Here is a 23,024-nt window from a genome sequence, read left to right as displayed (position 1 = left end):
TACCTGCACACTCAGGCTGTTTTTAATTTCTGCACACGATTCTCACGACGAATTTTACGTTCTTCCAGCACCGCAACCATCGCCATCAGGACGATACAGCCTATGGCTGCCGCATCCAGCGCGGCGAAGGTGCCCGCCCAGCCGGTGAGGCCGAAAATCGGCGTGCCGTCGGCGATCATCCCCAGACCCAGCTTGGCGAAGCTGTCGCCGATCAGGTAGGCGAAGGTGCCTTTAATCCCGTCGGCGGCACCGATCGCTTTTTTCGGTACGAAGCCGACTGCCGCCACGCCGATCAGCAGCTGCGGACCAAACACCAGGAAGCCGAGCGCAAACAGGGACGCCAGGTAAACGTACTGGTTGCTGGCATGCTGGTACACGCCGAGGGTGGCGATAATCAGCGCCAGCGCGACGCAGGCTACCAGCGCACGACGGCCGTTGGCGAGATCGGAGAGCCAGCCCCACAGCAGGGTGCCGACCAGCGCGCCCACTTCGAACAGGGTGAAGCCCTGGATCGCCACTTCTTTAGAAAGCTTCAGCTCCTGGAAGGCATAGACGGTCGACCACTGGTCAATACCAATGCGCACCACGTACAGGAAGATGTTGGAGAAGCAGAGCAGCCAGATCACTTTGTTTTTCAGCACGTACTCAACAAAGATCTGCCATTTGGTCATCTCGTTCTCTTCGGTCTCTTTGTCCTCTTCGCTGATCTCCTCGCCGAACAGCTCTTCAGCTTTGCCGAGGCCGTAGGATTCCGGGGAGTCGCTGCCGAAGCGCAGGCCGATAAAGCCGACAATCAGGGCGATAATCGACGGGAAGATAAACATGCCGATCACGTGGCCGTCGAACAGGTAGTTCGCGCCGAACAGCGCCACGCCTGCCGCACCCGCTCCGCCGAGGTTGTGGGAGATGTTCCACATGCCGAGGTAGGAACCACGCTTGCGGCGCGGGGTCCATTTGGTGATGGTGGAGTAGCTGCACGACCCGCCAGTGCTCTGGAAGAAACCGCTCAGGGCGTAGAAGGCGATCATCAGGAACAGGCTAACGGAGCCGGTGCCCATGCTGGCGCTGAAGCCAAGCATACAGATAGCGGAGAGGATCAGCATAAACGGCAGAAACTGCTTGGTGTTTTTGCCGTCCGCGTAGTAGGACACAACGGTTTTCCCCACGCCGTAGGTGATGGAGAAGCCCAGGCCAATCATCCCCAGCTGCGTCATGCTCAGCCCGTAGGTGGAGATCATGTCGTTCTGCGCGATGTTAAAGTTTTTGCGGATCAGGTACATGGTCAGGTAGCCGATAAAGACCACCAGATAAGACTGCATGAACGGTTTGAACCACATTTTGCGCCGCACATCGAGCGGCAGATCCAGGGTCGGCTTGCGCACCTGATTTAAGAAGGCCAGCATGACTGAGTTACTCCTGAGCTGATTTTTGCAGCATTGTAAAAATCAGCCGGGAGAGAAGCCTGAGACAGCGTCCAGGTAAAACCGGGAAAATTTCCTAGTTTTGCGCCATTCGGGGCGAAAAGGTGAGGCGCATCACGCTTCGCTGGCCTCGCGCGGCGCCTGCGCGTTCAAAAACGGCAGCAGCAGCAGGGCGGAAATCCCCGCCGCGATGGCGATCACCGCGAAGAAACCGCTCCAGTGCCAGATGTCGATCACCCGCGCCAGAGGCCAGCCGGAGAGCGACGCGCCAAGGTACGCAAACAGCCCGACAAAGCCCGTCGCCGCGCCGGCCGCCTCTTTATGCGAACACTCTGCCGCCGCCATGCCGATCAGCATCTGCGGGCCGAACACGAAGAAGCCGGTGGTGAAGAAGCACGCCGCCTGCATCACGTAGCTTGCAAACGGCATCAGCCACAGCGAGCCGACGGAGAGCAAAATCCCGGCGGCAAAAATCAGGTTCATCGGCCCGCGGTTACCGTTGAACAGCTTGTCCGATCCCCAGCCCGCCACCAGCGCGCCGATAAACCCGCCCAGCTCGAACATTGTCACCGCCGAGTTGGCGGTCACGAGGTCTACGCCGAGCGTCTCGGACATGTACAGATTGCCCCAGTCGTTGATGGCCGCACGCACCACGTAAACCAGCACGTAGCAGAGCGAGAGAAGCCAGATATAGGGGTTTAACAGCACGTATTTGGTGAGGATCTCTTTGCGCGTCAGCCCCGCCCCCTCCTGCTGCTGCGCCATTTCCATCTCGTCGTGTCGCCAGTCGCCCACCGCGGGCAGGCCTACAGTTTGCGGCCTGTCGCGCAGTCGCCAGCAGAGGAACAGCCCGGCGAGAATGGCAAGCCCGCCGGCAATCATCATCCCCGCGCGCCAGCCGTAGTGCAGCGCCGCCGCGCCGACCACCATCGGGATCAGCGCCCCGCCGACGTTATGCGCGGTGTTCCAGACGGCCCACCAGCCGCCGCGCTCGTTGCGCGAGTACCACGCGGTGAGCAGGCGGGCGCAGACCGGCGCGCCCCAGCCCTGGAAAAAGGCGTTCAGCGCCCACAGCAGGGCAAAGGCCCACAGCGAGGTGGAGAAGCCAAACAGGATATTCACTACCCCGGTCGCAATCAGCCCAACGCCCATGAAGTAGCGGGCGTTGGAGCGGTCGCTGACGATGCCGGAGAAGAACTTCGACAGGCCGTAGGTGATGTAAAACAGCGTCGCCAGCAGGCCGATATCGGTGCGGGTCATCACGCCGCTGGCGAGGATCTCCGGCGCGGCGGCGTTGAAGCTTTTGCGAGTAAAGTAAAACAGCGCGTAGCCGAGCCAGATGGTAATCAGGATGTGGCGACGCCAGTAGCGGTAGCGGGCGTCGATTTCCGCTTTGTTGCCTATCGGCGCGGCGTTCGCGGGAGTTTTAAACATGGTAGCTCCTTAGCGGCAGGCTGACGCTGACGCGCGTCCCATGGGTGCAGGAGATGTTCAGCGTGCCGCCCAGCGCCTTCACGCGCTCGCGCATGCCCGCCAGGCCAAAGCCCTGCTGCCCGGAGCCCGGCGGCAGGCCGCAGCCGTCGTCTTCAATCACAAGCTTGAGGCTTTCATCCTGCTGCCAGCCCTGCAGCGTCACCGCGCAGGCACTGGCGTGTTTGACGATATTGTTCAGCCCTTCCTGACAGACGCGGAACAGCGTCACGCGCTGGCCTTCGCTCAGGGTAGCTTCATTGATGCGCCAGTCGAGATGGCTGACGATCCCGCGGCTCTCCAGCTCCATCTCGCGCATCAGGGAGCGCACCGCCTGCTCCAGCGACAGGTCATCAAGCTGGCGCGGGCGCAGCCGTCCCAGCAGGCGGCGAACGGAGTCATAGACCCCCAGCGAAAGCTGTTCGATATGCGCCCCGCCCTGCTTCACGCCGGCGTTTTCCGCCGCCAGACGCTGGACAATGCCCGCCTGCGTGCGGATGGCGGTGATGGTCTGGCCGATATCGTCGTGCAGCTCGCGGGCAACTTCCTGTCGCACGCTCTCTTCAGTTTCCAGCAGACGCTCCGCCAGACGACGGTTGCGCGCCAGCTCGGTCTGCAGGGACTGGTTCAGCTCGCGCAGGCGCTGAATACCCGCCCCCAGCAGCAGCCCGGTCAGGCTCTGGGCCAGCAGGGAGAGCAGCAGGTCCACCGGATGGTCGTGCCAGGTCTGGCTGGCAATCAGCGCGATGGCGTTCATCAGCGTGGCGATCAGCGCCCCCTGCCAGCCGTAGTGCCAGGCCAGAGCGATGATCGGCAGCGCCAGGCAAAACGGTGTAAAGCGCGAAAGCTCGGCGGGAAGGCCAAGCTGCAGCCACAGGCTCACCACAAACAGCAGCAGATACCAGATGAGGTGCCGGGCGCGCCAGTTCACCGGTTGGGAAACCAGCGCCGGGCCAAGCGGCTGCCAGACGGTACTGGTGAGGTAATGCCAGATGACGAGGCAGGTCGGGGCCAGGGTCAGGCCGCCGGTCAGGGTCAGCAGCAGCGCGTTAAGCATCTCCTTATCACCCGCCCACGGCAGGGACTGCAGCAGCGCAGCGGCAATCAGCGCTGCCCCCTGGCGCAGCAGGGTGCGCCAGTCGCGCTGGTGACGATAGCGGGAAATCAACGCAACCGGGAGGAGCGTGAGCACGCTTCCGGTCATCAATAAGGGCAGGTGCGCGAGGGCGACTTCCTGCGCCAGCCAGCCCAGCATCAGCCACTCTGCGCCCAGCAAAACGGGCCAGTAGCCGCGCGGGCATTGCAGCATCAGCCCCAGACGCAGGCCGAAGGGGAACAACAGCACCGCCAGCTCCGGGCGCTCCACCAGGTGCAGGCTGATGCTCCACAGGCAGAACCAGGCGGCGGAGAAGATAAAGAAGCTGGCGGCGACGGCGATCAGCCGCGAAAAGACGGGACTCATTGCCAGCTGTCAAACATGCGGCGCGCCAGCTCGACGTCGTTGCTAACGTTGAGTTTTTCCATCAGGTTGGCGCGATGAACGTGAACGGTTTTCGGTGACAGATCCAGCTCCGCGGCAATCTCTTTTACCGACATGCCCTGGGCAAGCTTCTCTGCCACCTGACGCTCGCGCCGGGTAAGCGGATCCTGGCGTCCGGCCGCCAGCTTGATGGCGATATCCGGCGTCAGATAACAGCCGCCGGTGGAGACGGTGCGCACGGCGGCGATCAGCTCGTCCGGACTGCAGCGTTTGGAGAGGAACCCGCGCGCGCCCGCGTTGAGCGCCTGCTCCACCAGCGCCGGGCTGTCGTGGACCGAGAGCATGATGGTCGCCATCCCTTTCGGCAGCTGGCTTAACAGCTCCAGCCCGGAGAGATCCGGCATCGAGATGTCGCAGATACAGACCTGCACCCCGCGCCCCGGCAGACCCGCCAGCGCCTCGCGACCGGAGCCAAACTCGGCCACGACCTGAAAATCCGGTTCGAGGTTCAGAAGCTGGGCAAAGCCGGAGCGGACGATAAGGTGGTCGTCGATGAGAGCGATGGTGGTCATGTGTCTTCCTGCGGTCTGAAAACGCCGGATGGCGCTGCGCTTATCCGGCCTACAAGAGCGAAAGACGCTTACCTTAAGCGATCTTTATTCGAAAAACACCGCAATTTTGTTAAACATGGTGGGATCGGACTGGTTGCGCGCCACTTTGGTGACATCTTCCAGCTTGTCGATCTGCGCCATCATCTGTTCCAGACGCTGGTCATCGTTGACCAGCAGCCAGATGCGGCTGTGCTCGCTGCCCTGAATAGGCAGACAGAGAATGCCTTCCACGTTAAACGCGCGGCGGGCAAACAGCCCGCAGACGTGAGTCATGACGCCAGGGTGGTTGCGGACGGTGAGTTCCAGAATGACGTTTTCGTGTTGTTTCTGCATGGCTTATTCCCCCACCATCTCAGTATTTGCCGCACCCGGCGGCACCATCGGATACACTTTTTGTTCAGGGTCGATACGCACGTGGATCAGCGCCGGGCCAGGACGAGAGATCGCCGCCTGCAGCGCCGCGTGGGCATCCTCTTTCGCGTTCAGATCGCAGGTGTGCAGGCCAAAACCGGCGGCAATCTGCATAAAGTTAATCATCCCCGGATAGGTCGCGGCAAACACGCCCTGCTTATAGAACAGACTTTGCTGCTGGTGAACCAGCCCCAGCGCCTCGTTGTTCATCAGGATGATTTTTACGTCCAGCTGGTTTTCGGCCGCGGTGGCCATCTCCTGAATGTTCATCATCAGGCTACCGTCGCCGGAGAAGCAGATCACCTTGCGGTCGGGATTCGCCAGCGCCGCGCCCACGGCGGCGGGCAGGCCAAAGCCCATGGTTCCCAGGCCGCCGGAGGTCAGCCACTGGCGCGGACGGTTAAGCGGGTACGCCTGCGCGGTCCACATCTGGTGCTGGCCAACGTCGGTAGTGATGATGGCGCTGTCGTCCACGCAGGCGGCAACGGCGTTAATCAGCCCGTAGTGGCTCAGCGGGTCGCCTTCGGTTGGGATTGCGCCCGGGAACTCGCGCTGCAGATCGGCCACCAGCTGACGCCAGTCGGCGCGGTCGGCTGCGTCCGTCTGCGGGATCAGCTGCGCCAGCACCTCTGCCACATCGCCCTGAATCGCCACGTGCGGCTGCTTGATTTTACCCAATTCGGCGCGGTCAATATCCACGTGAATGATTTTGGCGTTCGGGCAGAACTGCTCGGTTTTGCCAATCGCCCGGTCATCAAAACGTGCGCCCATAACAATCAGCAAATCCGCCTCTTGCAGGATGTAGTTGGTGCTGCGCGCGCCGTGCATGCCCAGCATTCCTAATGACAGCGGGTGTGCTTTTGGCAGCATACCCAGCGCCATCAGGGTCATGGTGGTCGGCAGGTTGGCCTTTTCCGCAAACTGACGGATTTCATCCGCGGCGTTGATTGCCCCGCCGCCCAGATAGAGCACCGGGCGTTTGGCAGTGTTAATCATGGCGGCGGCGTCGCGCACGCTCTCAGCGCTGAATTCCGGCGCGGGGGCACACTCGCCCGGCTCCGGCAGCACGTCAATCTCGATCTCTGCGGTCTGGACATCCTTAGGAATGTCTATCCACACCGGGCCTGGGCGGCCGGACTGCGCGATGCGGAACGCATCGCTGATAACCTGAGGCAGCTCGGCGATGTCGCGAACTAAATAGTTATGCTTGGTGATGGGGATAGAGATGCCGTAGGTATCCACTTCCTGAAACGCATCGGTACCGATCATCGAAGACGGCACCTGGCCGGTAATGCAGATCAGCGGAATGGAGTCGAGGCGCGCGTCGGCGATGGCGGTCACCAGGTTGGTTGCGCCCGGGCCGCTGCAGGCCATGCAGACCGCCGGTTTGCCCTGAGTACGCGCCATGCCCTGAGCGATAAAACCGGCCCCCTGCTCGTGGCGCGCCAGCACGTGGCGGATCTGCGTACTTTGGCTTAACGCATCGTACAGCGGCAGCACCGTGCCGCCAGGGATGCCCGCAACGGTGGTGATGCCCTGTCGTTCCAGCAAATGAACGATCAGCTGCGCGCCGGTGAAACGCGTCTTCGTGGATGTTGTGCCCGAAATTGCCATGCTCCAGTCCTTTTCTTCTGGGCCGACTTTCCGGGGAGGGTCCTAAACGAAAAACCCCGCCCGGTTTGCGCCGGCGGGGTTTTGGATTCGTGTGTTGATCCAGTCCCTACGGCGCATTGCCGACGACCACCACCACACGCACGACGACCACTGCGGCTGGTTGCGCAGTTTTTAGTAGGGTCGCGGTGTTCATGGATGAAGTCATTGGGGACCTGTGTTTGGAATCATTGATTGAATTTATACAAACACAGGTTTTTCGGCGTGACAATGGAAATATTTTCATCTGCGCAAAAATGCGTCAGGGATCACGTTTCGTTTGTTGAGTGATAAAAACAAAAAACCCCGCCGGAGCGAGGTTTTTATCAGGGTTTTGCGGTTGGTCGCCGCAGAACACACTGTGTTACGTCAACGCAAAAAAGTATACGCGATCGAAGACGAACGCGCAATTCAGGCACGGATTTTGACGTTTTTGAGTATGGATGGGGTTTCGGGTTTTGTCCAAAAAAATACTGTTCATGCATACAGTATTTATCTATACTGAGGGTGTTCGCAGTGAGCGAGGGGGCCGCAGTTTTACCGGCGCAATGAAGTCCTGGCTGAAACGGGTGGTGCCGTCAGTGCCTTAACCCCTGAAGTGAGCACACTGTGTTACGTCAATCCAGGTGCTGGCAACAGGCGGCGGAAAGGTACGCCAGCATCGTGCTCCTTTTAACCAAAAGGAGACGCGTATGAGCGTAGTGGATATGGTGATACTTATCCTCAAACTCATTGTTGCTGTACTGCAACTGCTTGATGCTGTCCTGAAATTCATTCGCTGATTCAGGTTCAAGTCGCACCTGAGAGGGGCGGGCAACCGCCCCTCTTTAATAACGAGGGAATGCTATGTCGCGTCTGTTAATTGAGCCGGTTACCCCAGAAGAGCCGGGGTACATCGCCCTGAAGGCTGAAAGTATCGCATCGAATTTCAACATGCTGCGCAGGCTGGAAGAGAACTGGCAGCGCGGCGAAAACCGCTTTAACGCGCCGGGCGAAAAGCTGCTGGGTGCGTTTCTCAACGGCAGGCTGGTGGGCGTGTGCGGCCTCAACCGCGATCCGTTCAGCCAGCAGCCGCGCGCCGGGCGCATTCGCCATCTCTACGTCAGCGAGAAGTGCCGCGGGTTGGGCATTGGCAAACAGCTTTTGACCGTGGTAATGGCCGATGCCAGCATCTGGTTTGATTTTCTCAATACCCATGCGCCGGACGCCGCGTACGGCTTCTATCGCCAGGCGGGTTTTACGCTGGTGTCTGACGAACCGCGGGTGACGCACCGTCTGTTTTGCGCAATCTGAGCGGCTGGCAGCATCGGGTTGTGAATGTTACAGTTAAGTGACAACTCACCACCCGACGCGCCATGACCATCACCGTTTTCTGCATTTTACTCTTCGCCGCACTGCTGCATGCCAGCTGGAACGCCATCGTCAAAGCCGGAACGGATAAGCTCTATTCTGCAATCAGCGTCAGCGGCTCCGCCACGCTGATTGCCCTGGTTTTACTGCCTTTCTCCCCACAGCCGTCTGCTGCAAGCTGGCCGTTTTTGATTGTCTCCTGTGCCTTACAGGTGGTGTACACCGTGCTGGTAGCGAAGACCTATCAGGTCTCTGACATGAGCCAGACCTACCCGCTGATGCGCGGCACCGCGCCGCTGCTGGTGGCGCTGGTAAGCGTGCTGGCGCTCGGCGATAGCCTCTCGTGGCTCGCCTGGTCCGGCATCGGGGTGATTTGCCTGTCGATACTGGCCATGGCGATGAACGGACGCATGCAGTCGCGAAAAGGGATCCGGCTGGCGCTGCTGAATGCCTGTTTTATCGCGGGCTATACGCTGGTGGACGGCACCGGCGTGCGGCTCTCGGACACCGCGCTGGGCTACACGCTGTGGACCTTCTTTATGAACGGCTTCTGCCTGCTGGGCTGGGCGATGGTGGCGCGTCGGCGCGAAGCGTCCAGCTATCTCCGTCTGCACTGGAAAAAGGGGCTGCTCGGCGGCGTGGGAACCATGGGCTCTTATGGCCTGGCGCTATGGGCAATGACGCAGGCACCGCTGGCGGTGGTCGCGGCGCTGCGCGAAACCTCCATTCTCTTTGGGGCGCTTATCGCATTTTTACTTCTAAAAGAGCGGGTTGCGGGCCTGCGTATTGCTGCGGCGCTGGGTATTGCAGGCGGCGCGATTCTGCTGCGCCTGGCGTAAATCACTGGCAACATTAGTTGCCGATCTTGTTTATAAATCCTGCCTTGTTCTATTTCTTCATTCATCACAGCAATGCTTAATTTGTCATCTCACTGTGGTAGATTCCTCGCGCATTTATGGGAATGCGTAGTCACTTATTCTTCATTTTTCTCTTTTGGCAAAAGTATTCAGCGACATGAAAAAACAAAGGAACGTTAACTTATTGTTGATGCTGGTGTTACTGGTGGCCGTCGGTCAGATGGCGCAAACCATCTACATTCCGGCGATTGCCGACATGGCAAAGGAACTTAACGTCCGCGAGGGCGCAGTGCAGAGCGTGATGGCGGCCTACCTGCTGACCTATGGCGTTTCGCAGCTCTTTTACGGCCCGCTGTCTGACCGCGTCGGGCGCCGCCCGGTGATCCTGGTGGGCATGAGCATTTTCATGGTGGCGACGGTGATTGCCATTACCACGCACAGCCTGACCGTGCTGATTGCCGCCAGCGCCCTGCAGGGCGTCGGGACCGGCGTCGGCGGGGTGATGGCGCGAACCTTACCGCGCGATATGTATCAGGGCACCCAGCTGCGTCACGCCAACAGCCTGTTGAATATGGGGATTCTGGTCAGCCCGCTTCTCGCCCCGCTGATTGGCGGCCTGCTGGACACGATGTGGTCCTGGCGCGCCTGCTACGCCTTCCTGCTGGTGCTGTGCGTGATTGTTACCTTCAGCATGGCGCGCTGGATGCCGGAAACCCGTCCGCAGGACGCGCCGCGCACGAAGCTCATCGCCAGCTACAAAACGCTGTTCGGTAACGGGTCGTTTACCTGTTATCTGCTGATGCTGATCGGCGGGCTGGCGGGCATTGCGGTATTCGAAGCCTGCTCCGGCGTGCTGCTGGGCGCGGGTCTTGGCCTGAGCAGCATGGTGGTCAGTATCCTGTTTATTCTGCCGATCCCGGCGGCGTTCTTCGGCGCGTGGTTTGCCGGACGCCCGAACAAGCGTTTCTCAACCCTGATGTGGCAGTCGGTAATCAGCTGCCTGCTGGCTGGCGTAATGATGTGGCTCCCGGGGCTGTTCGGGGTGATGACCGTCTGGACGCTGCTGATCCCGGCCGCGCTGTTCTTCTTCGGCGCGGGCATGCTGTTCCCGCTCGCCACCAGCGGCGCGATGGAGCCGTTCCCGTTCCTTGCAGGCACGGCGGGCGCGCTGGTGGGCGGTTTGCAGAACATCGGTTCCGGCGCGCTGGCCTGGCTCTCCGCGATGATGCCGCAGACCGGGCAGGCTAGTCTGGGGTTGCTGATGACGCTGATGGGGCTGCTGATTTTACTGTGCTGGCTGCCGCTGGCGTCGCGTGTCCCGCATCACGAGCAGCCGGTTTAACCGCATGATGGCCCGGCTTCTCGCCGGGCTTTTCACAGACGGGCGCAATCATCGCCTGTAATAACGGCTCTGGCGCGGGCCGCCAGGCGCCCTCTTCTCCGTCGTAAAACTGGAAGTCCGCGTTAAGCGCATACGGAATTTTCGCCTTTTGCAGCTCGCAGGCCATAAACGTGGCAAACGCCAGCTGCGAAGCGGTAGGCGTTAAGCGGCTTGATTCCCCAACGCCCCAGCCCCCGACCCAGCTAACGTGACCGGTTTTTTGCTGCCAGCGCAGCGCGGTATTGATGCGGTTATGGATAGCCGCTTTCTCCGCCGCCGTGCCGGATGTCCACGGGTATTTACCGCTGTTTTTCAGCGGCCCCCACGGGAAAATATGCCACTCCGCCAGCAGGTAGTTCTGGCTATGCGCGGGCAGCTTCAGGCTGGTTAAATCCTCCGGCGCGGCGCGCAGGCGCGGTGCAATGAAGATCATGCGCTGCGGGTCAATGTCGTGGATCGCTTTAATGCTTTTTTCATAGACGCGGTTTAACGACGCCAGGTTGTGATTGAGCTTGTCGGTTGGCTCATAGATGAGATCAAAACCCAGCAGCGGGTAGCTCTGGCCGAAATAGTGCGCCACGGCAATCCACCAGTTGATCGTCTCTTTCTCGTTATCGGCTTTCGGGTCGTTTTTATATTCATCGGCCTGATAAGCGACTATCGGGATCACGCCATACTGCTCGCAGGCTTCCACCAGCTTGCGCAGGTGAATCAGCCGCGCTTCCGTCGGTTCATCGGCCACGCGGATACGCACGTGGGTTATGCCTTTTGCGCGAAAATCGCGAACCACCAGCGGGTCGAATTCGCGAATACCGCGCTCGGTGCGCGCCCAGTCCACATCCATTCCGACGCCCAGCTGCTGCGCATAATGGGCAGCCGTCAGCGGCGGCTCAGCGGCAATCGCCCAGCCGGAAGAGATCAGTAACGCAGAGGCAATAAAAGGCTTTAACACGGTTTACCCTGGATAAATCAAAAGCATTACCTGTATTTAGCACGCTTTTTCACATTTGGTGTAGCGTCAAAGCGTAATAATTCTTCACCTTGCCAGTTCTCTCAGCCAGCCGATAAAGGCGTCAATTTTCGGCCACTGACGACCGGGAAGCGTTGAAATGTAATAATGCTGATGGCACCTGAGGGTTTTGTCGCCGAACGGTGCGATCAGCTCGCCCCGCTCGAGACGTTTTTGCACCAGCCGTTTTCTCCCCATCGCGACGCCCACATCATTGATGGCCGCGATAATGGCCAGGTCCGAGCGATCGAAGCCGATGCCCGAGGATGGCGGCATATTCACTGCAAAATGCTGCGCCCAGCTCAGCCACTCGTCCGTGCCGGAATCATTGCTCCAGGCCTGACGGTCGTGCAGCAGCGTGCAGTGGCTGAGGTTATGGGGGTTTTTCAGCAGCTCATGCTGCCGGGCATACGCCGGCGAGCAGACGGGCAAAATATCCTCGTCCATTAAAAAGTGATGAGAAAGGTGGTTTGGCGGCGTATCATCGAAATAGAGCGCCAGATCGACGCCGGTTCGCTGCATGTTGACGTAATCATTGCCGGTCAGGATGGTGAGTGAAATCGACGGGTAGCGGCGGGTAAAATCCCCCAGCATCGGCACCAGCCAGCACTGGGCGATCGACGGCCGGGAGTACACCGTTAGCGTACCGGACAGCGCCTGGTTTTTGATATCCAGGATTTCCTGATTCAGGGTGTCGAGGGACGATTTCAGCGTCCAGTAAACGCGCTTTCCCTCCTGCGTCAGCTCCACTTTACGGTGCGAGCGGACAAACAGCTGAATGCCCAGCTCCTCTTCCAGCAGGTTGATGCGGTGGCTCACCGCGCTGGGGCTGAGCGACAGCTCCTCAGCGGCCAGCGCGAAGGACTCATGCCGCGCCGCCACTTCAAAGGTATACATTTTCGACAGCTGCCAGCCGTTTAACAGCCGGTTTCTGGCTTCATTCGCATCGGTCATCACAATTCTCACGCGTTATTTCTGCGCTCAGCATACCGCTCAAGCATGAATTTATGTGAACCAACGGCAAAATAACTGCGCTTTTTAGAGTTCAGTCACTCAGTTGATCCAATCTGGCTCACCTGAACGCCAATTTATATCGTTTGTCAGCCCACGCCGTTTTTTCGTCCAATACCCCCAGATGACATAAGGGTGAGGTGAGATATGGGATCTCAGGTCTGGGTTGTGGCTACGCTGCTTGTCAGCATCGTGTTGATTGTTTTAACCATCGTAAAACTGAAGTTTCACCCGTTCCTCGCGCTGCTGCTGGCGAGCTTTTTCGTCGGCGCAATGATGGGGATGAGCCCGCTGGATATGGTGAACGCCATTGAGAGCGGCATTGGCGGTACGCTGGGCTTCCTGGCGGCGGTTATCGGCCTTGGCACTATTCTCGGCAAAATGATGGAAGTGTCCGGCGCGGCAGAGCGCATCGGAATTACGCTACAGCGCTGCCGCTGGCTGTCAGCAGACGTGATTATGGTGCTGGTGGGCCTTATCTGCGGCATTACCCTGTTCGTGGAAGTGGGTGTGGTACTGCTGATCCCACTGGCGTTTTCCATCGCCAAAAAGACCAACACGTCGCTGCTCAAGCTGGCCATTCCGCTCTGTACCGCGCTGATGGCGGTGCACTGCGTGGTGCCTCCGCATCCGGCGGCGCTGTTTGTCACCAACAAACTAGGTGCGGACGTCGGAACGGTGATTGTCTACGGTCTGATGGTGGGCCTGATGGCGTCTCTGGTCGGTGGTCCGCTGTTCCTGAAACTGCTCGGCGATCGTCTGCCGTATAAGCCGGTTCCGGCGGAATTTTCAGACCTGAAGGTGCGGGATGAGCATACCCTGCCGTCGCTCGGCGCCACGCTGTTCACCGTGCTGCTGCCGATTGCTCTGATGCTGGTGAAGACCATCGCCGAGCTGAATATGGCGAAAGAAGGCACGCTGTATACCCTGCTGGAGTTTATCGGCAACCCGATCACCGCGATGTTTATCGCCGTGTTTGTCGCCTACTACCTGCTGGGGATCCGCCAGCACATGGGCATGGGCGCAATGCTCACCCATACGGAGCACGGCTTTGGCTCTATCGCGAACATTTTGCTGATTATCGGCGCGGGCGGCGCGTTTAACTCCATCCTCAAAACCAGCGGGCTGGCGGACTCGCTGGCACATATTCTCTCGAACCTGCATATGCACCCTATCCTGCTCGCCTGGCTGGTGGCGCTGGTGCTGCATGCCGCCGTCGGTTCCGCCACGGTGGCGATGATGGGGGCGACGGCGATAGTCGCGCCGATGCTGCCGCTCTACCCGAACGTAAGCCCGGAGATCATCACCATTGCCATCGGTTCCGGCGCTATTGGCTGCACGATCGTGACCGATTCTCTTTTCTGGCTGGTGAAGCAATACTGCGGCGCGACCCTGAATGAGACCTTCAAATACTATACGACGGCGACGTTTATCGCCTCGGTGCTTGCACTTGGCGGCACATTCCTGCTTTCCTTCATTATCTGAGCGCGAAGAGACGTATTATGGAAAACGCAACTATCACTACTTTAACCGCACGGTTTCCTCTGGTTGAGGATCTGATTGCCCTGAAAGAAACCATCTGGCTCAACCCGAACGCCACCACGCTTGCAGAAGGGCTGCCGTATGTCGGGCTGACCAAAGCCGACGTGGAAGACGCGCATGCGCGCCTCAACCGCTTCGCGCCGTACCTGGCGAAAGCCTTCCCGGAAACGGCGGCAACGGGCGGTATTATCGAATCCGAACTGGTCGCCATTCCGGCAATGCAGGCGCGGCTGGAGAAAGAGTCTGGCAAATCCATTCCCGGCACGCTGCTGCTGAAAAAAGACAGCCATCTGCCGATCTCCGGCTCGATTAAAGCGCGCGGCGGCATCTATGAGGTGCTGACCCACGCGGAAAAGCTGGCGCTGGAAGCCGGGTTGCTGAGCACTGAAGACGACTACAGCGTTCTGCTGGAGCCGCGCTTTAAGGACTTCTTCAGCCAGTACAGCATCGCCGTGGGCTCAACCGGCAACCTGGGGATGTCTATCGGCATCATGAGCGCACGCATTGGCTTTAAGGTGACGGTGCATATGTCCGCCGACGCCCGCGAGTGGAAAAAGGCCAAACTGCGCAGCCACGGCGTTATCGTTGTGGAATACGAGCAGGATTACGGCGTGGCGGTGGAGCAGGGCCGCAAAGCGGCGGAAAGCGATCCGAACTGCTTCTTTATCGACGATGAAAACTCCCGCACCTTATTCCTGGGCTATGCGGTGGCGGGCGAGCGCCTGAAGGCGCAGTTTGCCGAACAGGGCCGGGTGGTGGATGAGGAGCATCCACTGTACGTCTACCTGCCGTGCGGCGTCGGCGGCGGCCCAGGCGGCGTGGCGTTTGGCCTGAAGCTGGCCTTTGGTGACAACGTCCACTGCTTCTTCGCGGAGCCCACACACTCTCCGTGCATGCTGCTGGGCGTTTACACCGGCCTGCACGATGAGATTGCGGTACAGGATCTGGGCATTGATAACGTCACGGCAGCGGACGGGCTGGCGGTAGGACGCGCCTCCGGCTTCGTGGGCCGCGCGATGGAGCGCCTGCTCGACGGGTTCTATACGCTTTCCGACCAGAGCATGTACGACATGCTCGGCTGGCTGGCGCAGGAGGAAGGCATTCGGCTGGAACCGTCTGCGCTGGCGGGGATGGCTGGGCCGCAGCGCGTTCATTCGCATACCAACGTTACCCACCTGGTGTGGGCGACCGGCGGCGGGATGGTACCGGAAGACGAGATGGCGAAGTATCTGGCGAAAGGGAAGTAATTATGCCGGGTGGCGGCTGCGCCTTACCCGGCCTACAGGTGCAAAATTTGTTGAATGTGGGTGACAGCAAACAGCAGTGACAGCGACAGCACGGCCAGGGCGATGAGGAACTTATCCCGCACCGCCTTCGGCTGTACAAAGTCATCCTGCGCCACGTCCATCAGGTTACGGCTGCGGGTATAGCGCCATAAAATAATCGCCACCAGCGCCAGCACGATAATTGAGATCCAGAATGGCCCCCCCGTGCGGTGCCAGTTGTGCTTAATCGCCAGGGCAATCAGCGCGCCATACCCCAGCAGCGTGCGCAGCCAGGCCAGTGACGTCCGCTCCGGCTGCAGGCCGGGGTCCGCTTCGCGTCGCGCTTTGCGGCTATCCGCCATAGAACACCAGCACCATCACCACGCCCGCCACCGCCAGCAGGATTGCGCTGATGATGAGTAACCCGCGCGTATAGGGCAGATCCTGCTTCAGGCGCATCGCCTTCTCATTGCGCAGCCAGCGCAGGTAGCCGTAAATCGCCAGTACGCCCGCAAACAGGCACAGCAACAGCGCCAGCACTTCGCGAATCAGCGGCGTGGCGAAATCAGGCGCGAGCTGGTCGAGGCCGACGCCTGCCGCCAGAAAACCGAGCGCCGTGCGGATCCACGCTAAGAACGTGCGTTCATTAGCCAGAGAGAAGCGGTAGTCCGGCGCCTCGCCGAGGCGGGAAATTTTCATGAAGGTTCCTTGTCGTGCTACGGGCAGGCTTCAGCATAGCGTAAATCGACAAGGACAAGGAGACCGGCATCGGGCGATGCCGGTCAGGACGATTAATGCAGCTCTGGCCAGTACGCTTTGTTGGCCTCGATCAGATCATCCAGAATCGCTTTCGCGACGGACGCGCTCGGCACGGTTTTCGACAGGGTGATAGCCTGCCAGAGTTTCTGATACGAGCGCTGCTCCCAGGCATCCACCACCAGTTTTTCCACCGCCACCTGCTGGCTCATCAGCCCTTTCTGGAAGTGTGGAATATCGCCCACCGTGAGCGGCTCCGGTCCGTTATGGCCCACCAGGCACGGGATCTCCACCATCGCGTCGGCATCGAAGTTATGGATGGCCCCGTTGTTTGGCACAATCAGCAGCATCCGCTCCTGGGTGTTGAAGGCAATCGCGGTTGCCAGATCGACGATGTACGAGGCATGTTCGTCGATTTCCAGCTCACCGGCGGAGGATTTTCCCGCCTCGATAATCGCCCGGCAGGAACTGAACACGTGCTTCTCACGGTGATCCATGACCTCATTGGCGCGGGTGCGTTCCGGGTTGGAATGCGCGACCACGTAGTCCGGGAACAGGTAATACTTCAGGTAGGTGTTCGGCATGGTGTCCGGATCCAGCGCCTGCACGTCTTTTGCTTTGGCAAAGGTATCGTTCCAGCTCGCTTCGGTATGCGCATCTTCCGAAGGCGGAACATAGCCGTTTTTCGCTACGTATTCCTGCAGTTTCGGCATCAGATCTTTGCCGTTGAGATCTTCAATCGACGTCCACCAGCCGAAGTGGTTCAGGCCATAGTAGCGCACGCGCATCTCTTTGCGGTCCTTCAGGCCGACAATCTGCGCCATACGCCCTTCAATGCCGATCGGCATATCGCAGATATTGAGGATTTTAGCGTTCGGACGCAGGCGGCGCGTGGCTTCCGCAACAATCGCCGCCGGGTTGGAGTAGTTCAGCATCCACGCGTTCGGGGAGTACTGCTCCATATAGTCCACCAGCTCCAGCACGCCGCCGATAGAGCGCATGCCGTAGGAAATCCCGCCAGGTCCGCAGGTTTCCTGGCCCAGCACGCCGTGGCGCAGCGGGATTTTTTCATCTTTTTCACGCATCGGGTATTTGCCCACGCGGATATGCGCCATCACGAAATCCACATCGCTAAACGCCGCTTTCGGATCGGTGGTGTAGCTGAACTCAATCTCCGGCGCCTGCTCCCTGAGGATGATTTTGCACGCTTCGGCGATGGTTTCCTGACGCGCGCCGTCGTTGTCATAAAACTTCAGGGCGCGCAGCGGGAAACGGTCACGGTTGGCTAACAGCATCAGGACGATACCAGGCGTAAAGGTGCTGCCGCCGCCTGCAATGACAACTGAGAATTTTTTCATGATATAGCCTCTGTCAGGGTGGTTTGTTCATTTGTTAAAGGGGTTTTCATCAGCGATTCCAGCTGGTCGCGCACCTGAGGAACGTGCAGGCCGACAATCACCTGAATGCCGTTGCCGCGTCGCACCACGCCGTGGGCGCCGAGGGCTTTGAAGACGTCATCGCTTTGGGTTTTCGCCATATCGACCAGGGCGATACGCAAGCGGGTGGCGCAGTTGTTAATGCTTTCGATGTTGGCCGCGCCGCCGAGCGCCTGAAGGAACCCGGCAGCCTGCCCGACCTGCTGGCTGGCCGCTGCCGGGGCGGTGGTTTGCCCGCGCGCCGCCTTATAGTCGGCCTTGCTGTAGAGTTTGATTTCGCTCTCTTCCCGGCCCGGCGTTTTCAGGTTCAGACGTTCGATCAGCGTTTTGAAGACCACGAAGTAGATCCCGGTGAAGCAGACGCCGATGCCGATCTGGGTGAATACCGTCGAGGCGTGGTTATGGAACATCGGGATCCAGTTTTGCGGCAGGAACTGGTCCAGCAGGCCGCCGCCCATGTTCCCGACCACGCCGAAGGCGTACATCACCGTTGCCATGGTGGCTGCCAGCAAGGCGTGCACGGCAAACAGCAGCGGCGAGATAAACAGGAAGGTGAATTCGAGGGGTTCAGTAATGCCCACCAGCACGGCGGTGAGCGTAGCCGGGACCAGCAGCCCCGCCACCTTGACGCGGTTTTCCGGCGACGCGGTGTACCAGATAGCGAATGCAATCCCCACCGAGCCAAACACTTTTGAGTTGCCGTGCAGCGCGAACCCGCCTTCCGGGAAGAGGGTTTTCAGCGGCAGGGTGCTTTGGCTGAACTCCTGCAGGTGCTGCGCCCAGTAAACCTGGATACCGCCTTCCACCGCCGCCGGGCCGAAGATGAACGGACCGTAGACAAAGTGGTGCAATCCGGTTGGGATCAGAATCCGTTCCAGGAAGGTATACACCCACACGCCCAGCGCACCGGCAGAGCGCAGGAACGCCTGCAGGGACTCGATGCCCATCTGCACTTTCGGCCAGCCCAGCAGCGTCAGCCAGGCACAGGGGATCATGACGAAGAACGCGAGGATAACGACGAAGGAGCTGCCCTGGAAAATCCCCAGAAAGACCGGCAGCGGCTTGTCGAAGTAGCGGTTGTGGATGGCGGTGACGATGCCTGAAATCACAATGGCGCCGATGATGCTGGTATCGAGCGTTTTGATCCCGGCAATCATCGCCAGCCCGCTACCCGCCGTCGGTTCGGCGGAGAAGTCGACGCCAAAGAAGTGGCCCCAGGTCATGCCCATCGCGTTGATGAAGTAGTTCCAGGTCAGGAAGCTAATCAGCACCGCCAGACAGGCGCGGCCCTGCGCCTGCTTCGCCAGGCCAATCGGCAGGCCGACGGCAAAAATCAGCGGCATGTTGCGAAACACCGCCCAGCCGCCCTCTTCAATGATGTGAACAATCTGCGCGAAAAGATGATCGGGGGCGGTTAAGGCTTCGCCGACAAACAGCGGGTTGCGAAGCATGATGGCGATTCCGACCACAATCCCGGCGAACGGAAACAGCAACACCGGGGTAAACATGGCACCGCCAAAACGTTGTATTTGACTGAGCATTTTTAAATCCTCATGAAACAACCTGTAGGGGTAGAGGCCTTTATGGTTTTTTGCTGGCCTGAGGTGAGCATAAGAACTTACCGATGCGCGAACATGGCGCGCCGCTGCGATTCGTGATCGCATTCATGGTTTTATTTTGACCAATCAGGTCTACTTTTTGCTGTAAATATGGACATGTCAGGACGCCATCCACGCCCTGATAAGGGCAGAGAGGTCTACTGGTGATCTACAAATCAATCGCCGACAGGTTGCGGCTGCGGCTGAATTCGTCGGACTACAACATCGGCAGCCCGCTGCCGGGCGAAAAAGCGCTGGCGCAGGAGTTTGGCGTGGCGCGAATGACCATCCGCAAGGCGCTGGATCTGCTGGTGAGCTGGGGTCTGGTTGAGCGGCGGCACGGCAGCGGCACGTTTGTTTCGCGTAAAGACGTTCACCACGAAACCACCAACCTGACCGGGCTGGTGGAGGTGCTGCGCCAGCAGGGGAAAGAGGTACAGAGCAAGGTGCTGCAGTTTGAAGTGATGCCCGCGCCGCCCGCCATCGCCAGCCAGCTGCGGATTCAGGTGGATGAGCGGATCTATTTTTCCCGACGGGTGCGCTACGTGGACGGAAAGCCGCTGATGCTGGAGGACAGCTTTATGCCGGTGAAGCTGTTCCGCAACCTCTCTCTGGCGCATCTTGAAGGGTCAAAGTTTGATTACATCGAGAAGGAGTGCGGGATTACCATCAGCGGCAACTACGAGAGCCTGACGCCGGTGCTGGCAGATAAACAGCTGGCTGGCTATATGAATCTACCGGAACAGACGCCGCTGCTGCGCATTACCTCTCTTTCCTACAGCGACAGCGGCGAGTTCCTCAACTATTCCGTCATGTTCCGAAATACCAGCGATTACCAGGTGGACTACCATCTGCGGCGCATCCACCCGGAAGATTTACTAGCCTATCCCCCAGAACAGCACCGCCAGTAGCTGCGGGGTGATGATGCGCAGGAACATCACCAGCGGGTAGACGGTGGCATAGGACAGCGCCGCCGCGCCGCTGGTGGCGTGCAGGTTATTGGCAAAGGCCAGCGCGGGCGGGTCCGTCATTGAGCCCGCGAGCATGCCGCACAGCGTCAGGTAGTTCATTTTGGCGAACATACGCGCCAGTATGCCTACCGTCAGCAGCGGGATCGCCGTGATGAATATGCCGTAGCCGACCCAGCTCATCCCTTCCCCCCTGACCAGGGTATCGACAAAATCCCCGCCGGATTTTAGCCCAACTACCGCCAGGAACAGCACAATGCCCAGCTCGCGCAGCGCGAGGTTAGCGCTCGGCGGCATAAACCAGTAGAGCTTACCGATGCAGCCAATACGCCCGAGGATCAGCGCCATAATCAGCGGCCCGCCCGCCAGGCCCAGCTTGAGCGCGACCGGGAAGCCCGGCACGTACACCGGAATGGAGCCCAGCAGCACGCCAAGCCCGATGCCGATAAACACAGGCAACATCTGCACCTGCTGCAGTTTTTGCTGGGCGTTGCCCACCATATCTGCGACGGCGTCAATGGACGACGGTCGCCCGACCAGGTTGAGGATATCCCCGAACTGCAGGCTCGCCTCCGGGCTGGCGACCAGCTCGACGCCAGCGCGGTTAAGCCGGGAGATGACCACGTCATAGCGCTCTTTCACCTGCAGATCGCGTATTTTCTTGCCCAGAACCTGCTCGTTAGTCACCACTACGCGCTCCACGCGCATATCGGTGCCGCGGGTGGAGAGCGAAGTATCCACTTCCTGCCCAATCACCAGCCGCGCGTTGTTTAAATCGCCGGGCTGGCCGACCAGGTGCAGCAGATCGCCTTGCTGGATAACGGTGCCCGGCGCGGGCACCATCAGCATCTCGTCGCGCTTAAGGCGCGAGCAGATAATATTGGCGCTGTTCAGGATCGGCACGTCCTGAATCGCCATGTTGTTCAGGTTGGGGTTATCGACGCGAACGTTGATGGTTTTGATCGGCATATGGCCGTTGGTGAGCGTCGTTTCGTGGTCCTTCGCCTCTTTGTCGACGTTGATGCGAAACAGGACGCGTACCAGCCACATGGTGAGCAGGATGCCGCAAATCCCAAACGGATAGGCCATGGCGTAGCTCATCCCCATCTGGTCGACAATGCCGGGTTCGATACCCAGGTCACGCAGGATTTGCTGGCCCGCGCCGAGCGCAGGCGTGTTGGTGACCGCCCCGGAGAAAATGCCCAACACCACGGGCAGCGGGATAGCAAAGATTTTGTGCAGGATCGCGGTGACCAGCCCGCCCATCACCACAATGCCGAGGGCAAACAGGTTGAGCCGTAGACCGGAGACCCGAAGAGAGGCGAAAAAGCCCGGCCCCACCTGAATGCCAATGGTATAGACGAACAGGATCAGGCCGAACTCCTGAGTAAAGTGGAGCATGTCGGCGCTGAGGACCAGCCCGAGCTTGTCGGCGAAGTGCCCGACAAAAATGCCGCCAAACAGCACCCCGCCAATCCCAAACCCGACGCCGCGGATTTTGATATTACCGATCCATAATCCAACAACAGCGACCAGGGCCAACACGCTGACGGTTAACGCGATATCACTCATGATCCACTTCCTTGCATAACCTTAGTTATGTTAAGGATTCTCTCAGAGCCGCAGGCGGTTGTATGGGCGATGGCGCACAAAAAAGCCCTGCCGGGGCAGGGCTTTGTGCGGTCTGTGAGTATTGTCGGGTGGCGGCTGCGCCTTACCCGACCTACAGGATCGGCCGGTTTGGTAGGCCGGGTAAGGCGCAGCCGCCACCCGGCAAAAAAGCGGATTAACTATTCAACGCCGGACGCTCGCTAATGGCGATACGCTGCGGCGCGATGGCTTCCGGCACGTTGCGGAGCAGGTCGATATGCAGCAGCCCGTTGGTAAACGTTGCGCCGGACACTTCCATATGGTCTGCCAGGGTAAAGCTCAGGCTAAACGGCTGATTAACCAGCCCCTGATGCAGCCATTTGGTTTCGGTCTCTTCTTTTTCCGGCGTCCCTTTCACGGTCAGACGGGTGCCTTCAAGCTGGATATCCAGGTCATCCTGGCGGAAACCGGCCAGCGCCAGGGTGATGCGATAGTGGTTATCGTCACTTTTTTCGATGTTGTACGGCGGAAACGTCTGTTGTTCATTGCTGCTTTGCAGGGCGTTAGCCAGTTTGTCAAAACCAATCCACTGACGCAGTAAGGGGGATAAATCGTAGTTACGCATACTAAATCTCCTTCTGAGAAGCGAGTTCGGCACAGTTTAATTTTGTGCGCAGTTGTTCCTGCGAATCCTGATGGATTCGCATATGCTCCCGTTACGGCAAGCAATTCTGGGTGGGCCGCTCACGCGACCCGCGTAATTAGTTAATTTCGATACGGCGCGGTTTTTTCTCTTCCGGAATCACACGTTCCAGTTCGATAAACAGCAGGCCGTTAACCAGGTTCGCGCCTTTAACGTGAATGTTCTCGGCTAACTGGAACTTGCGTTCAAAGTTGCGCTCGGCGATGCCCTGGTAAAGGTAGGTACGTTCTTTCTGCTCGGCCGCATGGGAACCTTTCACCACCAGCAGGTTGTCCTGCGCGGTGATCTCCAGTTCGTTTTCTGCAAAACCGGCGACGGCAATAGCGATGCGGTAGTGGTTTTCGTCAACCAGCTCAACATTGTATGGAGGGTAGCCGTTGCTCTGGCTTTGGTTATTTTCTAAATGGTTAAACAGGCGGTCAAAACCAATTGCAGAACGGTATAGCGGAGAAAGATCGAAGTTACGCATAAATAAAACTCCTGAAATCAGCGAGAAAATGTAGCCTTCCACCATG

The 23,024-nt window shown here is 59.3% G+C and carries 23 protein-coding genes and 1 other annotated feature (1 of these 24 cut by a window edge); of the genes, 7 read left to right on the top strand and 16 right to left on the bottom strand.

Annotated elements, in window-relative coordinates; genetic code table 11:
* Nucleotides 1–11: 11 nt before the first annotated feature.
* The 7 genes from uhpT to ivbL all read right to left on the bottom strand — a co-directional run bounded on the left by uhpT (nucleotide 12) and on the right by ivbL (nucleotide 7,212).
* On the bottom strand, nucleotides 12–1,403 hold the full coding sequence (gene uhpT / locus ACWHWP_RS00185; RefSeq protein WP_059311564.1) for a hexose-6-phosphate:phosphate antiporter: 1,392 nt from the start codon (nucleotides 1,401–1,403) through the stop codon (nucleotides 12–14).
* A gap of 132 nt (nucleotides 1,404–1,535) precedes the next feature.
* Nucleotides 1,536–2,855, bottom strand: a complete 1,320-nt coding sequence (gene uhpC, locus ACWHWP_RS00180) for an MFS transporter (protein WP_047347451.1) — start codon at nucleotides 2,853–2,855, stop codon at nucleotides 1,536–1,538.
* Nucleotides 2,848–4,353: a signal transduction histidine-protein kinase/phosphatase UhpB gene (gene uhpB, locus ACWHWP_RS00175; RefSeq protein WP_447854865.1), complete on the bottom strand. Its 1,506-nt coding sequence runs from the start codon at nucleotides 4,351–4,353 to the stop codon at nucleotides 2,848–2,850. The genes uhpC and uhpB overlap by 8 nt, the downstream gene beginning before the upstream one ends.
* Nucleotides 4,350–4,943, bottom strand: coding sequence for a transcriptional regulator UhpA (gene uhpA, locus ACWHWP_RS00170; protein WP_022646555.1), 594 nt, complete (start codon nucleotides 4,941–4,943; stop codon nucleotides 4,350–4,352). Before uhpA ends, uhpB begins: the two co-directional genes overlap by 4 nt.
* A gap of 84 nt (nucleotides 4,944–5,027) precedes the next feature.
* Nucleotides 5,028–5,315 (bottom strand): acetolactate synthase small subunit, encoded by a 288-nt coding sequence (gene ilvN, locus ACWHWP_RS00165; protein WP_006808802.1) that lies wholly within the window; start codon nucleotides 5,313–5,315, stop codon nucleotides 5,028–5,030.
* A gap of 3 nt (nucleotides 5,316–5,318) precedes the next feature.
* Nucleotides 5,319–7,007, bottom strand: coding sequence for an acetolactate synthase large subunit (gene ilvB / locus ACWHWP_RS00160; RefSeq protein WP_447854864.1), 1,689 nt, complete (start codon nucleotides 7,005–7,007; stop codon nucleotides 5,319–5,321).
* Nucleotides 7,008–7,113: 106 nt separating this feature from the next.
* Nucleotides 7,114–7,212 carry an ilvB operon leader peptide IvbL gene (gene ivbL / locus ACWHWP_RS00155; RefSeq protein WP_072059244.1) on the bottom strand — a complete coding sequence of 33 codons (99 nt, stop codon included), beginning with the start codon at nucleotides 7,210–7,212 and terminating at the stop codon, nucleotides 7,114–7,116.
* 523 nt (nucleotides 7,213–7,735) lie between these two features.
* Here ivbL and tisB point away from each other — a divergent pair.
* From tisB to emrD, 4 genes are all read left to right on the top strand, one after another.
* Entirely contained in the window at nucleotides 7,736–7,825 is a 90-nt protein-coding gene (tisB, locus tag ACWHWP_RS00150) for a type I toxin-antitoxin system toxin TisB (protein WP_047347446.1), read from the top strand.
* Between the two features lie 64 nt (nucleotides 7,826–7,889).
* The gene (locus ACWHWP_RS00145; RefSeq protein WP_063432040.1) at nucleotides 7,890–8,336 is read left to right on the top strand and encodes a GNAT family N-acetyltransferase; all 447 of its coding nucleotides are present in this window, start codon (nucleotides 7,890–7,892) and stop codon (nucleotides 8,334–8,336) included.
* Nucleotides 8,337–8,398: 62 nt separating this feature from the next.
* Nucleotides 8,399–9,232, top strand: coding sequence for an EamA family transporter (locus tag ACWHWP_RS00140; RefSeq protein ID WP_059311571.1), 834 nt, complete (start codon nucleotides 8,399–8,401; stop codon nucleotides 9,230–9,232).
* A 175-nt stretch (nucleotides 9,233–9,407) separates the two neighbouring features.
* Nucleotides 9,408–10,592, top strand: coding sequence for a multidrug efflux MFS transporter EmrD (gene emrD, locus ACWHWP_RS00135; RefSeq protein WP_447854863.1), 1,185 nt, complete (start codon nucleotides 9,408–9,410; stop codon nucleotides 10,590–10,592).
* On the opposite strand, the gene ACWHWP_RS00130 is transcribed toward emrD, so the two are convergent.
* Nucleotides 10,495–11,583 (bottom strand): cellulase family glycosylhydrolase, encoded by a 1,089-nt coding sequence (locus ACWHWP_RS00130; RefSeq protein WP_447854862.1) that lies wholly within the window; start codon nucleotides 11,581–11,583, stop codon nucleotides 10,495–10,497. The two genes, emrD and ACWHWP_RS00130, sit on opposite strands and share 98 nt — an antisense overlap.
* Before the next feature lie 84 nt (nucleotides 11,584–11,667).
* Entirely contained in the window at nucleotides 11,668–12,594 is a 927-nt protein-coding gene (gene dsdC, locus ACWHWP_RS00125; RefSeq protein WP_447856607.1) for a DNA-binding transcriptional regulator DsdC, read from the bottom strand.
* A 204-nt stretch (nucleotides 12,595–12,798) separates the two neighbouring features.
* On the opposite strand from dsdC, the gene dsdX reads away from it, so the two are divergent.
* Nucleotides 12,799–14,136 carry a D-serine transporter DsdX gene (dsdX, locus tag ACWHWP_RS00120; RefSeq protein WP_447854861.1) on the top strand — a complete coding sequence of 446 codons (1,338 nt, stop codon included), beginning with the start codon at nucleotides 12,799–12,801 and terminating at the stop codon, nucleotides 14,134–14,136.
* A 17-nt stretch (nucleotides 14,137–14,153) separates the two neighbouring features.
* Nucleotides 14,154–15,440 (top strand): D-serine ammonia-lyase, encoded by a 1,287-nt coding sequence (gene dsdA / locus ACWHWP_RS00115; RefSeq protein ID WP_447854860.1) that lies wholly within the window; start codon nucleotides 14,154–14,156, stop codon nucleotides 15,438–15,440.
* Between the two features lie 32 nt (nucleotides 15,441–15,472).
* Here dsdA and ACWHWP_RS00110 read toward each other — a convergent pair whose 3' ends face one another.
* From ACWHWP_RS00110 to ACWHWP_RS00095, 4 genes are all read right to left on the bottom strand, one after another.
* Nucleotides 15,473–15,820, bottom strand: coding sequence for a DUF202 domain-containing protein (locus tag ACWHWP_RS00110; protein ID WP_059311577.1), 348 nt, complete (start codon nucleotides 15,818–15,820; stop codon nucleotides 15,473–15,475).
* Nucleotides 15,810–16,157, bottom strand: coding sequence for a YidH family protein (locus ACWHWP_RS00105; protein ID WP_024907384.1), 348 nt, complete (start codon nucleotides 16,155–16,157; stop codon nucleotides 15,810–15,812). The genes ACWHWP_RS00110 and ACWHWP_RS00105 overlap by 11 nt, the downstream gene beginning before the upstream one ends.
* A gap of 92 nt (nucleotides 16,158–16,249) precedes the next feature.
* Nucleotides 16,250–17,572: a 6-phospho-alpha-glucosidase gene (locus ACWHWP_RS00100; protein WP_063957981.1), complete on the bottom strand. Its 1,323-nt coding sequence runs from the start codon at nucleotides 17,570–17,572 to the stop codon at nucleotides 16,250–16,252.
* Complete coding sequence (locus ACWHWP_RS00095; RefSeq protein WP_063957982.1) at nucleotides 17,569–19,191, bottom strand: alpha-glucoside-specific PTS transporter subunit IIBC; 1,623 nt, start codon at nucleotides 19,189–19,191, stop codon at nucleotides 17,569–17,571. The genes ACWHWP_RS00100 and ACWHWP_RS00095 overlap by 4 nt, the downstream gene beginning before the upstream one ends.
* Nucleotides 19,192–19,412: 221 nt before the next feature.
* On the opposite strand from ACWHWP_RS00095, the gene ACWHWP_RS00090 reads away from it, so the two are divergent.
* On the top strand, nucleotides 19,413–20,159 hold the full coding sequence (locus ACWHWP_RS00090) for a GntR family transcriptional regulator (RefSeq protein ID WP_061096706.1): 747 nt from the start codon (nucleotides 19,413–19,415) through the stop codon (nucleotides 20,157–20,159).
* Here ACWHWP_RS00090 and ACWHWP_RS00085 read toward each other — a convergent pair.
* From ACWHWP_RS00085 to ibpA, 3 genes are all read right to left on the bottom strand, one after another.
* The gene (locus ACWHWP_RS00085; RefSeq protein WP_063957983.1) at nucleotides 20,127–21,788 is read right to left on the bottom strand and encodes a putative transporter; all 1,662 of its coding nucleotides are present in this window, start codon (nucleotides 21,786–21,788) and stop codon (nucleotides 20,127–20,129) included. The genes ACWHWP_RS00090 and ACWHWP_RS00085 overlap by 33 nt on opposite strands.
* Nucleotides 21,789–22,002: 214 nt before the next feature.
* A complete protein-coding gene (ibpB, locus tag ACWHWP_RS00080) occupies nucleotides 22,003–22,431 on the bottom strand; it encodes a small heat shock chaperone IbpB (protein ID WP_447854859.1) in 429 nt (142 codons plus the stop codon).
* A gap of 136 nt (nucleotides 22,432–22,567) precedes the next feature.
* The gene (ibpA, locus tag ACWHWP_RS00075; RefSeq protein ID WP_010426546.1) at nucleotides 22,568–22,978 is read right to left on the bottom strand and encodes a small heat shock chaperone IbpA; all 411 of its coding nucleotides are present in this window, start codon (nucleotides 22,976–22,978) and stop codon (nucleotides 22,568–22,570) included.
* Nucleotides 22,972–23,024, bottom strand: a sequence feature (ROSE (Repression Of Heat Shock gene Expression) occurs in the 5'-region of heat shock genes and acts as an RNA thermometer to modulate expression.) (it continues 19 nt past the right edge of the window). It overlaps the preceding gene by 7 nt.

It is taken from the genome of Enterobacter sp. WI-ESBL-E8, assembly GCF_053364895.1.
This window is presented reverse-complemented; position numbering and strand designations above follow the sequence as displayed.

Excerpts from the sequence above, each read along its gene's own strand:
- ACWHWP_RS00100 (WP_063957981.1), bottom strand. The coding sequence starts at position 17,572 with ATGAAAAAATTCTCAGTTGTCATTGCAGGCGGCGGCAGCACCTTTACG.
- ACWHWP_RS00095 (WP_063957982.1), bottom strand. The coding sequence starts at position 19,191 with ATGCTCAGTCAAATACAACGTTTTGGCGGTGCCATGTTTACCCCGGTG.
- ilvN (WP_006808802.1), bottom strand. The coding sequence starts at position 5,315 with ATGCAGAAACAACACGAAAACGTCATTCTGGAACTCACCGTCCGCAAC.
- ACWHWP_RS00085 (WP_063957983.1), bottom strand. The coding sequence starts at position 21,788 with ATGAGTGATATCGCGTTAACCGTCAGCGTGTTGGCCCTGGTCGCTGTT.
- emrD (WP_447854863.1), top strand. The coding sequence starts at position 9,408 with ATGAAAAAACAAAGGAACGTTAACTTATTGTTGATGCTGGTGTTACTG.
- tisB (WP_047347446.1), top strand. The coding sequence starts at position 7,736 with ATGAGCGTAGTGGATATGGTGATACTTATCCTCAAACTCATTGTTGCT.
- uhpB (WP_447854865.1), bottom strand. The coding sequence starts at position 4,353 with ATGAGTCCCGTCTTTTCGCGGCTGATCGCCGTCGCCGCCAGCTTCTTT.
- ivbL (WP_072059244.1), bottom strand. The coding sequence starts at position 7,212 with ATGACTTCATCCATGAACACCGCGACCCTACTAAAAACTGCGCAACCA.
- ibpB (WP_447854859.1), bottom strand. The coding sequence starts at position 22,431 with ATGCGTAACTACGATTTATCCCCCTTACTGCGTCAGTGGATTGGTTTT.
- ibpA (WP_010426546.1), bottom strand. The coding sequence starts at position 22,978 with ATGCGTAACTTCGATCTTTCTCCGCTATACCGTTCTGCAATTGGTTTT.
- dsdA (WP_447854860.1), top strand. The coding sequence starts at position 14,154 with ATGGAAAACGCAACTATCACTACTTTAACCGCACGGTTTCCTCTGGTT.
- ACWHWP_RS00110 (WP_059311577.1), bottom strand. The coding sequence starts at position 15,820 with ATGGCGGATAGCCGCAAAGCGCGACGCGAAGCGGACCCCGGCCTGCAG.
- ACWHWP_RS00145 (WP_063432040.1), top strand. The coding sequence starts at position 7,890 with ATGTCGCGTCTGTTAATTGAGCCGGTTACCCCAGAAGAGCCGGGGTAC.
- uhpC (WP_047347451.1), bottom strand. The coding sequence starts at position 2,855 with ATGTTTAAAACTCCCGCGAACGCCGCGCCGATAGGCAACAAAGCGGAA.
- dsdX (WP_447854861.1), top strand. The coding sequence starts at position 12,799 with ATGGGATCTCAGGTCTGGGTTGTGGCTACGCTGCTTGTCAGCATCGTG.
- ilvB (WP_447854864.1), bottom strand. The coding sequence starts at position 7,007 with ATGGCAATTTCGGGCACAACATCCACGAAGACGCGTTTCACCGGCGCG.
- uhpT (WP_059311564.1), bottom strand. The coding sequence starts at position 1,403 with ATGCTGGCCTTCTTAAATCAGGTGCGCAAGCCGACCCTGGATCTGCCG.
- uhpA (WP_022646555.1), bottom strand. The coding sequence starts at position 4,943 with ATGACCACCATCGCTCTCATCGACGACCACCTTATCGTCCGCTCCGGC.
- ACWHWP_RS00105 (WP_024907384.1), bottom strand. The coding sequence starts at position 16,157 with ATGAAAATTTCCCGCCTCGGCGAGGCGCCGGACTACCGCTTCTCTCTG.
- ACWHWP_RS00140 (WP_059311571.1), top strand. The coding sequence starts at position 8,399 with ATGACCATCACCGTTTTCTGCATTTTACTCTTCGCCGCACTGCTGCAT.
- dsdC (WP_447856607.1), bottom strand. The coding sequence starts at position 12,594 with ATGACCGATGCGAATGAAGCCAGAAACCGGCTGTTAAACGGCTGGCAG.